This is a genomic window from Paenibacillus timonensis (assembly GCF_022427145.1).
Taxonomy (GTDB): Bacteria; Bacillota; Bacilli; order Paenibacillales; family Paenibacillaceae; genus Fontibacillus; species Fontibacillus timonensis.
Genome location: NZ_JAKSXN010000015.1, coordinates 38,183 through 48,522, shown reverse-complemented (window position 1 = coordinate 48,522; position 10,340 = coordinate 38,183). Strand labels below are relative to the sequence as shown.

Genomic DNA, 10,340 nt, shown 5'->3' with positions numbered 1-10,340 from the left:
GAGACGAATACATGAATCCAACCTCCAGTTGCTACCAGGTACTCATCGATCAATTAAGAGAACAGATGGGGTATGACTTCGTGTCGCTGGCTTTTGCCGAGTCGGCCGTTAATGATTTCGTCCTTACCTGGAAGTATGCCTCGGGCAACTTGAACAATCGATATAAACGCATCGTCCTCCAGTCAGGTAAAGGGATTGCCGGTATCGTATTCAAAACCGGCAGTCCCATGCTGGTTGCAAATGTCGCCGACGGGCTCAAACCCCAAGAAATGTACAATTACCCGATTTTAATTTCGGAACGGTTAACCAGCTTGGCGGCGATCCCCTTGTATTTGACGGATCGGGTTGAAGGTGTGCTCTTGGCCGGTTATCGTGGAGAGAAGCGGATGTCGCACGAAGAGTTACGCCGGTTGTATGAATGGCTTCAAGGCAGGTTTGGCGATTTTGAAATCAAGGAGCTGAACCCATGAATCCTTCATCCTTGAATATACCGATCGAGCTGCTTCAAAAACAATTTGAACACAGCTCCGATGCCATCATTTTCTTTGATGCCGGCCATCGGGTCATGGCGATGAATTCCCGGGCCGAACGTCTTCTGGACCGCCGAGTGCTGGAGGAACCAGCCGGACCGGACAGCAATTCGTTTTGCTTCTCTTGCCGGGGCTACACCAGTGAAGAAGAACCGATGTCTTGTCTAAATTGCTATCTATCCAATACGGAGAAGGATTTCAGCTCCTTCCAGCTATATCTTGAGACGAAAACCAAAGGCGTGGTGCCGTTCTCCGCCAGCTTTCAAACCGTAGATGCGGCGGAGGGTATCCGGGTGCTTACTCTCCGCGACTTGACGAATCAACTTATGACGCAGCAGTTGCTCAATCAGAACACCATGATGAAGAGCGTCATTAAGGCCCAGGAAGACGAGCGCAAGCGGATCTCCCGTGAGCTGCACGACAGCGTAGCTCAAGAGTTGATTAGCTCGTTGGTGGATCTGCGCGTGCTCAAATATTTGAACGTACAAGAAGAAGCGCTGCAAAAAATCCAGCAAACCGAAGCCTCGCTCACCCGGTTGCTGGAGCAAATCCGCAACCTGTCGGTGGAGCTGCGTCCAGCTTCTCTGGATGATCTCGGCCTTGACGCAGCCTTCCGTTCTCATTTCAAATGGATTGAGAAAAACTATGGCGTGCTGGTACGATTTGTTGCGGAGCTCGGGGGTCAGCGATTTAACAGTGAAGTGGAAACGGTCGTTTATCGAGTATGCCAGGAATCGGTACTTAATGCCTTGAAATATGCCGATATTGACGAGATTAACGTGCGTCTGTTTGCCTCGACGCATTTGCTGGAGCTCATTGTTTCCGATCAGAGGAACGGATTCGACGTGAATACGAACGATCCGAAGGGAACCGGACTTGGTATCTATGGGATGAAAGAGCGAGCCGAGCTCGTAGGCGGTGAAATCTCCATTAACTCTAAACGGGGGGAAGGCACAACGGTCCATTTGCGAGTTCCGTTCGGAGCGTTCTCTCTTTAGACGGCCATAGCGCCCAGTAGGTAGGGTTAACTTTCGAGGGCAAGGGGGAAGGTTCTGTGAAGGTAGTAATCGCGGATGATCACGCCGTCGTCCGGAGCGGGTTTGCAATGATCATTAATTTTCAAGAGGATATGGAAGTCGTGGCGACAGCTGCGGACGGGATTGAAGCCTACAAAATGGTGGCTAAACACCGCCCAGACATTTTGCTGATGGATCTCAGCATGCCTCCGGGAGAAAGCGGCTTGATTGCAACGGCTAAAATCCACGAGGATTTTCCCGAGACCCATATCATTATCCTGACGATGCACGATGACGAGGAGTATCTATTTCATGTGCTTAAGAAAGGCGCGCGCGGGTATGTTCTGAAGAATTCTCCGGATGAACAGCTCGTTTCGGCCATTCGCATGGTGCATCAAGGCGGGGTCTATATCCATCCGAAGCTGGCTTCTTCCCTTGTCCGTGAATTCGTAAGCCATGATCAGCAAGCGGATGAGAGCAATCCCTACCAGCTGCTGTCCACCCGCGAGATCGAGATCCTGCCGCTTGTCGCTAAAGGGTATGGCAATAAAGAGATTGCCGAAATGCTGCATATTTCCGTGAAAACGGTAGAGGCGCATAAAGCCAAAATCATGGAAAAGCTCAATTTGAAATCAAGACCTGAACTGGTGGAATACGCCATTAAGAAAAAGCTGCTGGATTTTTAACGGAGGCTGGGAACATGGAACAAGGAACACTGCTGAGCGAATTGCCTGCCATGCGTATTTTGGAGAACGAGCATCGGTATTTGGCGAGTTTAATGGACGAATGGCATGCCATCGTGCTGGACTTCCAAAACGATCGTTACACCGTGGACCGGGCGAAGCCGCAATTCGACCGTCTGCGTAAGCTGTTGAATGATTTTAAAGCGCCTTTGCGCAGGCATTTTCATAAAGAAGAGACTTATTTTTTCCCGCGATTGGGGAAGCATATAGGGTATGACCAAGGCCCGATCGTATCGATCGAACAGGAACACGAGGAAATCTTCGCTTACATCGACCATTTCCTCCATTATGCGGGCGGCGAGTTTTCGCTGGAGGAAATGAAGGCCTTGTCCCGGGATGCGGGCGAAGCATTTGAAATACTGACCGTGCATTTCGTCAAAGAAGAAACCGTATTGTTTCCGATGACCGGGCAGGTCATGAAACCGGCAGAACAAGAGCAGTTGAATAAGGAGCTTTACACCCTGATTGTTGAATAGTTTCCCATTCAATGAGCAGCCCATAAACATCAAACGGTGCTTATGGGCTTTTTTGTGTCCAAATCGGCCGAGTAGGGAGTTTCCCGGAACAATCAGGGGAAAACCCTATTCAGACCGCCGAACCGGATCGGCTAAAATACGGGTGGGGAAATCGATGGTCATTCAGAAGTCATTTTGGAAAAGGTGATCGATATTGATGAAAAAAGTTCAATTGCCGCTGCAAACGTTAAATCTGATTGTGGGCTTTGCCGTTTGGGTCATTATCTCGTCCCTCGTATCTTTTATGGGCGAGGATATCCAGATCCCGGCCGATAAGGTCGCGATCATTACGGCGATCCCTGTCGTATTGGGCTCGGTCCTGCGTATACCGCTTGGGTATTACGCCAATATCTTTGGGGCGCGAATCGTTTTCTTGATCAGCTTTATCTTGCTGCTGTTTCCGGTGTATTATATCAGCGAAGCGAACTCCTACGTGGATCTGATCATCGGCGGATTGTTTCTTGGCATCGGCGGGGCCGTGTTTTCCGTGGGCGTCACCTCATTGCCGAAATATTATCCGAAGGAGCGTCACGGTTTGGTTAACGGCGTGTATGGTCTCGGGAATCTCGGGACCGCGGTCACTTCGTTCTCCGCGCCGGTCGTTGCGACGCAAATCGGCTGGTCGGCGACCGTTAAGCTGTATTTGATTCTTCTGCTGGTTTTTGCGGCGCTGAATCTCTTCTTCGGCGACCGTAAAGAGCCGAAAGTGAAAACCGCTTTGATGGAACAAATCAAGGGCGTGTACAAAAATGAAAAGCTCTGGTTGTTCTCGCTGCTGTATTTTATTACGTTCGGATCGTTTGTCGCATTCACCGTTTATTTGCCGAATTTTCTGGTGACGAACTTTGAGCTGACCAAGGTGGATGCGGGAATGCGCACGGCCGGATTCATCGCTCTGGCGACGTTTATGCGCCCGGTCGGCGGTTGGCTGGCGGACCGGTTCAACGCCTTGATGTTATTGATCGTTGTCTTTTCGGGCTTCACGTTGGCGGCGATCGTATTGGCTTTCTCTCCGACGTTTACTTTGTATACGATCGGTTGTTTGGTGATCGCGATGGTTGCCGGGGCCGGTAACGGGGTCATCTTCAAGCTGGTCCCGCAGTATTTCAACAAGCAGGCGGGGATCGTAAACGGCATCGTATCGATGATGGGAGGCTTGGGCGGATTCTTCCCGCCGCTGCTGCTGTCCTATATCCACTCGGTGACCGGTCAATATTCCATCGGGTTTATGCTGTTGTCGCAGGTGGCCCTGGCCAGCTTGATTCTCGTGCTCTGGATGATCTATTCCGACAAGCTGAGCTTGTCCTCGGAAGTATTCAACACGACGGCGCAGGGAATTCTGGTGACGGATCCCAAAGGAACCATTGTAGCGGTGAACCCGGCGTTTACCGCGGTGACGGGATTCGGCGAAGAGGAGGCAGTCGGGCAGAAGCCCAATATTCTGCGAACGGATCGACAAGCCCCCGATTTCTATGTGCGCATGTGGAAGAGCATTAAAGAAACCGGCATGTGGCAGGGTGAAATATGGAACAAGCGCAAAAACGGAGAAATCTATTTGCAGTGGCTGAACATCAGCGCCGTAAGGGACGAAACGGGAGAAGATATCCGCTACGTCGGGACGTTCTCCGAGCTTCCGGAAGGAAAAACGAAAAATTAAGAAGCGTCACGTTCTACTAGCTTAAAGGGGAGGGGAGAAGCATGCCGGTTGGTCCATCATTACGGCAACGACACGCTCATCAGGCTATTCACGCCGGAGGTTTAGCAGGAGCCCGTTCGAAGACGGAGGAAGTCGAAAGTTTGTACGCAAGCGGGAACCTGGAGTTGGCAGATCAGGCAACGGCAGAATTGCTGGAATACTGGGAGTCGCGAATTCTGAGTCACGCGGATGCGGAAGAGGACGGTTTTTATCAGGAAGTTGCCGAGAAGAATCCGAATCTGGAGGAAACGGTTCTGCAATTGAAACGGGATCATGAGCTCATGAGAATCATGGTGAAGAACGTCCACCAAATGCGGGAGACTGGTGGATTCAGTAAGGACATTCTGCATAAGCTGTATGCTTTGCTGGAGATCAATGCAATTCATAGCCAAGAGGAGGAACGGTTGTTGTTCTGACTCGGAAAAAAGATAAAGCGATTAAACAGCAGGACTGTTTAATCGCTTTTTTCATGAGGACTAAATGACATAAATGCACTCTTCGGACGCCTTCTGGCGGATGCCGAACTCGAACGTGTCTTGACGGAGCCCCCGCCGCATCGTTTCGAGCGACAGAATGTCCTGCGGCTGGATATTGCCCAAATGGACGCCGGCGCCGAACTTCCGCAGCAGCAGCACTTGCTGGTGCTTCAGCGGAGCTTCCCACATCAGCCTTGTCGTATCGGGGACAAATTTGAGGATATTGTCCAATATATCCTGGCGGCATTCGCCCTGCTCATCGAAAATGCCGACGCCCATTCCGGATTCGCGCGCTTCCACGGTCATCAGCTCGGCACCGGCTTCGAGATCGGCTTCCTGGGTCTCCGCCAAATGCGTGGCATCGATCAACGAACCGGATAATTTCTTGCCAAATTCGGTGACGACGCGCAGGCCTCGGCTTTTGCCTTCCTGGATCAATTCCGTGCGGCGCTTGCGAGGCAGTTCGATCGTGCCGTCGGACACCTCGATGCCGTTAAAGCCCAGCCGGCAAATGGTGTTGAAGAAGTCCGAGACAACATCCTGTTGAACCGCCGTTTCCAGCAGCGTTCCGCCTGGCATGACCATAATGCCTTGCTGCTTGGCAAGGTTGATCTTGTACATCAACAGCTCCGTGCTGTAGAGCGGGGCCGTGCCGAAACCGAATTTGATGCAATTTACGTAACCCGCGGCCAGTTCAATAAAATCCATGAAGGCGGTCCGCCCGAGTCCTTTATCGATCACCATCGTTAGGCCGGGCCCGGTAACCTGCAGCTCCGGCAAGCTTCCTTCCGGCTCGATGCTCTGACGTAGTCCGCTCGGATCAAATAACTCGGCAGGCCATACGGAACGTAAGGTACTCTTCATACTGGAATCTCCTCGTTTCCTTATTAACTTATCGTTTCACCGATGACATAGGCATCATATGCGAATCCATCGCGGCCGGTGCCCAATAATTAACAAATTATGGTGAAGGATCAGTTGATTTGGCGAGGAGGCTTGATTAGGAAAAAGACCAGCCCCAACGTGACCAAAGACAAGCAGGACACGGTGATAAACACGACGCGGTCGGAAATGTCCATCATCCACCCGAATAGGGGCGGTCCAAAAGCGACGCCTAAAAAACGCAGGCTGTTGTACAGCGAGGTGATCATGCCGCGTTCGCTTTTTTGCACCGATCCGGTGACTATCGTATTTAAGCAAGGCAGTAGCAAGCCGGTTCCGACGCTGCTGACCGTCAGCAAACCGATAAAGACATAGATGTTCTTAAAGAAGAAGATCGTCGCGGCCAGGGCCAGCGTCATCATCACCAGTCCGATGTTCATCAACCAACGCATCAGCAGGCCTTTTTTCTTGATCAAGCTTCCCGTCGTATAGGAAGTGATGACCATGCCGAGCAGGGGGATCGCCAGAACCGCGCCCTTAAGAACGCCGTCGATATGGTAGGGAGCCTCTTCCAAAGTATTGGACAAGTAAAACAGAACCCCGAATAAAATGAAAAGTCCCAATGAACCGGCGAAAAAGGAGGTGATCAGCCAGCTTCCTTTTTCACGGAAGATTTGGCCGATTTTATGAATGTACGACTTAAGCGGCTGTTTTTCGCCGTGCTTGGATTCCTTGATCAGAAACAGGACGGCCAGCAGCGATAAAGCGCAAAACACGGGGAACGCGAAAAAGGAAGCATACCAAACAATCAGCACCAGCAAGGACCCGATGATCGGGCTTAGCACTTTGCCGACGCCGTTTGACGCTTCGATCAATCCCAGAGCTTTACTTTCCGTTCCACCTTTGTATAAATCGCCAACCAGTGCCATCGCTATCGGCGCCGTTCCCGCCGCTGCCATGCCTTGAATGGCCCGGGCCGTAATAATGACGGCATAGGAGTTCCAAATGGCGCCAAACCCGGCCAAGATCCCGGCACCTCCGTAGACGATCAACGCAGGGATAATGATTTTCTTCCGCCCAAACCGGTCGGATAGGTAACCGATCACCGGGATGAACACGCCTGCCGCCAAAGAGAAAATCGAAATGATCAAGCTGCTTTGAAATTTACTGATTTCCAGCTGCCTTTGCATTTCCGGAAGCACTGGCACCAGCATCGAATTGCCGAACACAAGCACGATGGGGATCGTAGCAATGGCAATAAACTCCCATATCCGCCCTTTAGAACCGCTTTTCTCCGAGGTTTCCGCTTTTGGCTCGGACCGTTCGTCCGATTCCTCCTCAGGCAAGGAAATGTCACTCTGGAAGGTAATCTGCAGCCTTTTCCGCGTTTTGGTGTTATTCATCGGTTTAGCTCCTCAATGTTGAATTCGGAACACAAAGAATACGTTCATTATCTGTCAATAGGAAACCGGGTATTCATCCATTTGCACGGGCTCCTACCCATCGGGCATAAGCTGGTAATGTTCAAAGCAGAAGGGTAGGGGAAACATGATCCAAATCGTACAGGGGAATAACCACCGGCTGGCGGATGCGGAGATCCATGTGGTGATCGATGTGATCCGTGCGTTTACGGTGGCACATTACGCTTTTATTCAGGGAGCGCAAAGGATTATTTTGGCCGGTTCGCTGGAAGAGGCATTCCGTTTTAAACGGGATCATCCGGATCATTTGTTGGCGGGAGAAATCAAAGGCTTGCCCATTCCGGGCTTTGATTTGGACAATTCGCCTGCTCGGATTACGCAAGCTAACCTGGCCGGGAAAACGCTGATCCAAAAAACAACCAACGGCGTGGAAGCCACTTTGAATTCCTTAAATGCCAAGCAGGTTTTCGTTACGGGGTTTTCCAATGCGGCCACAACGGCAAGCTGGATCAAAAGCCGGATCCCTAGCGCCAGCCCCGAACCTAGGTTGCATCTGGTCGCCTCGCATCCGACGGGCGACGATGATCTGGCCTGCGCGGAATATATTGCCGGGATATTACGAGGAGACGGAAGTCCCACAGCGGCGCAAACCTTAGAGCGAATACGCGGGTCGGAAGCAGCGGCTAAGTTTTTCGATCCAGGACAACCGGCGTTTTTGCCTGAAGATATGGAGTTTTGCTTAAGGGAACGGTCTACCGGCTTTGTGATGAAGGTGGTTACCCGCGGCGGGATTCCGGTCATTGAGCGGGAAGAGGTAAACTAAGGGAGAATCGCCGCGGATTCTCCCTTTGTGTTTTCTACTCCGGTTTTTTGACTAGCAGCGGCGGTGGAACGAGCCAGCCTTTGTCTTTGCTCATGCGCAAAATTCTTAAAGCCAGTGCGGTTTTGGTCGCATGGTATTTAGCGAACAACGCACCGATGTCTTCCCGGATCGACAACCCCATCGCTCCGCTGCAGCCGGTCAAGGATGCGGCAGTGTCCATGGCAATCTTCGCCCCGATTTCCGCATCGGCAAATCTGGCGCCCGGCGGGATATCCTCCAGTTTCGCTTCCGGCCGTTCCGGTAGCATCGGGGATGGAAGGATCCCGTTATCCGTTAACAGCTTGTCCAGTTCTTTGATTTCCAGTTTCGCCTGATCCATCAAATCCTTCAGAATCTCCTTCAAATCCTTGTCGCCGGCATGGTACGTAAACAGCTGATAGCAGGACAAAATCATTTTGGCCGCCATCGAGCTTTCCCATATCGTAAATATTTCGCCGTAATGCAACGGCTCATGCTTCGGATTGCCGTCCAACACACCCATGAAGAAATCTCCTTTGCTTTGTCAATTTGCTTGCCGTCCGTATTATGTCTCCCATTCTTGGGTTGTATGTTGAAATTGTTTGTGTTCTTGAGGCACTTTTACAGAAACAGATTTGTTATATAGTGTAGAAAGAGCATGGAGGTGTTCGAAACGGAACGGGAACTAGAACGAGATGCAAATCACATTGAAACGGTGATTGTCCGTGTTCAACATGGGGACAGGGAACGGTTTGCGTTGATCGTGGATCATTTCCAGCAGCAGATCTTTCGTTATTGCTGCCGACTACTTGGTAATCGTTACGATGCGGAGGATGCGGTTCAGGATATTTTTGTGAAGGCTTACCGCTCCATTCACAGCTACAAGCCACAAGTCAGTTTCTCCGCGTGGCTGTACCGGATCGCGATGAACCATTGTTATAACCTTCTTCGGAAAGAACGTCTGCATCGCCAATGGCTAAGGCTGTTCAAGCCGGACCTGACCACAGCAAGTGTAGAGCAGGAGATCGTAGGGCAGTTATACAGTTACCCGATTGAACAAGCTTTGAAGCAATTAACGCCGGAGGAAAGAAACATGGTGGTTCTGCGCGTAATGGAGCAGCGTTCTTTTGCTGAAATCAGTGAAATCTTGTTGGTCAGCCCTAATGCGTTACATAAACGAATGAAGCGAATTCAACGTAAGCTCCAAACGGCTTTGACCCTGAAACAGGAGAAGGAGGAAATGGGATGTCACGAGACGGAGAACGTAATGAATTCGAAAGCTTGATCCAAGCCGCAAGCCGAATAGACGCGCTTCCGCAAATCGAGGTAACACAGCGGGTTATGCAACGGATTCGGGGAGAGAAGCCGGGCCGAAAACGGTTAGTCTGGAGGCTTCTGAGTCCAACGGGGGCAGTTGCCGGGCTGCTCACGCTAATGCTGATTTCCGTCACCGCATATGCCACCTCGGAGTTTATTCAAATCCGAAATGCGGCGGGAAAAGTCAAAGTTCAGTATGCGGCACCGGAACGTCAAACGGAACCTGTGTCGAACAATAACTTCGAGCAGCAAGCACTGAAGAAGGCAGAGCCTGGGGAGCTTATCGCTTACTATGTGAAAGACGCCTCGAGAGTGGAGGCATTAGATACAGCCCGTTTGCAGTTCGCTTATAAAGAAAAGCGTTGGACATCGTATTCGGCGTTTCTGAACGAAATAAAACGAACAGGTGTACCACATTTGCCGGAAACCGTTGCCGGTTATCCGCTCGAGTATGGGACGGTTTCACCTCATTATCCAACCTCTCAGCAACTGAATACGTCCCCCTTTTATCAAAGGGTCTTGGGTGAGCTTAGAACAGAAGCAGAGAAAGCAAAGGAGCAGCGGGTGTTTAGCCGAGCTGTTCCATGGACAGAGGCGGCTTTCGTCTATGGCGTGTATACTTCGGGCACGGCCCATATCGGCTTAAGTGCGAACCTATTGCATGGGGGGGATATGACCGTATTCCAGGAGCCTGAGAATCGTACGGAATCGGTCCAGGTGGAAAATCGAACGGTGATATACAACGAGGTAGATCGGAAAGAAGTGAGCTATCACTACCTTAGTTGGTACAATGAGGAGCAGGACGCTTATTATATGTTAACCACCTATGGTGGACATGAGCTTTCGAAGGAAGAGTTGCTCCGTCTTGCCGGAGAATTGATTCGAAAGGGATTGTAGGATCGT

General features: G+C 51.0%; 12 protein-coding genes. 9 read left to right on the top strand and 3 right to left on the bottom strand.

From position 1 onward, the window contains the following. The first annotated feature begins 11 nt into the window (after nt 1-11). From MJ257_RS07845 to MJ257_RS07820, 6 genes are all read left to right on the top strand, one after another. Nucleotides 12-470 carry a GAF domain-containing protein gene (locus tag MJ257_RS07845; protein WP_240268713.1) on the top strand — a complete coding sequence of 153 codons (459 nt, stop codon included), beginning with the start codon at nt 12-14 and terminating at the stop codon, nt 468-470. Continuing rightward, the gene (locus MJ257_RS07840) at nt 467-1,528 is read left to right on the top strand and encodes a sensor histidine kinase (RefSeq protein WP_240268712.1); all 1,062 of its coding nucleotides are present in this window, start codon (nt 467-469) and stop codon (nt 1,526-1,528) included. Before MJ257_RS07845 ends, MJ257_RS07840 begins: the two co-directional genes overlap by 4 nt. Nucleotides 1,529-1,584: 56 nt before the next feature. Next, nucleotides 1,585-2,232, top strand: a complete 648-nt coding sequence (locus MJ257_RS07835; protein ID WP_240268711.1) for a response regulator — start codon at nt 1,585-1,587, stop codon at nt 2,230-2,232. A gap of 14 nt (nt 2,233-2,246) precedes the next feature. Further along, complete coding sequence (locus tag MJ257_RS07830) at nt 2,247-2,765, top strand: hemerythrin domain-containing protein (protein WP_240268710.1); 519 nt, start codon at nt 2,247-2,249, stop codon at nt 2,763-2,765. A 193-nt stretch (nt 2,766-2,958) separates the two neighbouring features. After that, complete coding sequence (locus tag MJ257_RS07825; protein ID WP_240268709.1) at nt 2,959-4,461, top strand: nitrate/nitrite transporter; 1,503 nt, start codon at nt 2,959-2,961, stop codon at nt 4,459-4,461. Nucleotides 4,462-4,625: 164 nt separating this feature from the next. Continuing rightward, nucleotides 4,626-4,916: a hemerythrin domain-containing protein gene (locus tag MJ257_RS07820; protein ID WP_308193170.1), complete on the top strand. Its 291-nt coding sequence runs from the start codon at nt 4,626-4,628 to the stop codon at nt 4,914-4,916. Nucleotides 4,917-4,976: 60 nt separating this feature from the next. On the opposite strand, the gene comA is transcribed toward MJ257_RS07820, so the two are convergent. Together comA and MJ257_RS07810 are read right to left on the bottom strand one after the other, a co-directional pair. Then, nucleotides 4,977-5,840, bottom strand: coding sequence for a phosphosulfolactate synthase (gene comA / locus MJ257_RS07815; RefSeq protein WP_240268707.1), 864 nt, complete (start codon nt 5,838-5,840; stop codon nt 4,977-4,979). A 110-nt stretch (nt 5,841-5,950) separates the two neighbouring features. Continuing rightward, the gene (locus MJ257_RS07810) at nt 5,951-7,261 is read right to left on the bottom strand and encodes an MFS transporter (RefSeq protein ID WP_240268706.1); all 1,311 of its coding nucleotides are present in this window, start codon (nt 7,259-7,261) and stop codon (nt 5,951-5,953) included. Nucleotides 7,262-7,406: 145 nt separating this feature from the next. Here MJ257_RS07810 and MJ257_RS07805 point away from each other — a divergent pair, with 145 nt between their 5' ends. Further along, nucleotides 7,407-8,102 carry a 2-phosphosulfolactate phosphatase gene (locus MJ257_RS07805; RefSeq protein WP_240268705.1) on the top strand — a complete coding sequence of 232 codons (696 nt, stop codon included), beginning with the start codon at nt 7,407-7,409 and terminating at the stop codon, nt 8,100-8,102. Nucleotides 8,103-8,136: 34 nt separating this feature from the next. Here MJ257_RS07805 and MJ257_RS07800 read toward each other — a convergent pair whose 3' ends face one another. After that, the gene (locus MJ257_RS07800) at nt 8,137-8,643 is read right to left on the bottom strand and encodes a DUF3231 family protein (RefSeq protein WP_240268704.1); all 507 of its coding nucleotides are present in this window, start codon (nt 8,641-8,643) and stop codon (nt 8,137-8,139) included. Between the two features lie 192 nt (nt 8,644-8,835). On the opposite strand from MJ257_RS07800, the gene MJ257_RS07795 reads away from it, so the two are divergent. Then, nucleotides 8,836-9,405, top strand: a complete 570-nt coding sequence (locus tag MJ257_RS07795) for an RNA polymerase sigma factor (protein ID WP_240268703.1) — start codon at nt 8,836-8,838, stop codon at nt 9,403-9,405. Nucleotides 9,406-9,554: 149 nt separating this feature from the next. Continuing rightward, nucleotides 9,555-10,334: a hypothetical protein gene (locus MJ257_RS07790; RefSeq protein WP_240268702.1), complete on the top strand. Its 780-nt coding sequence runs from the start codon at nt 9,555-9,557 to the stop codon at nt 10,332-10,334. Nucleotides 10,335-10,340: the final 6 nt, after the last annotated feature.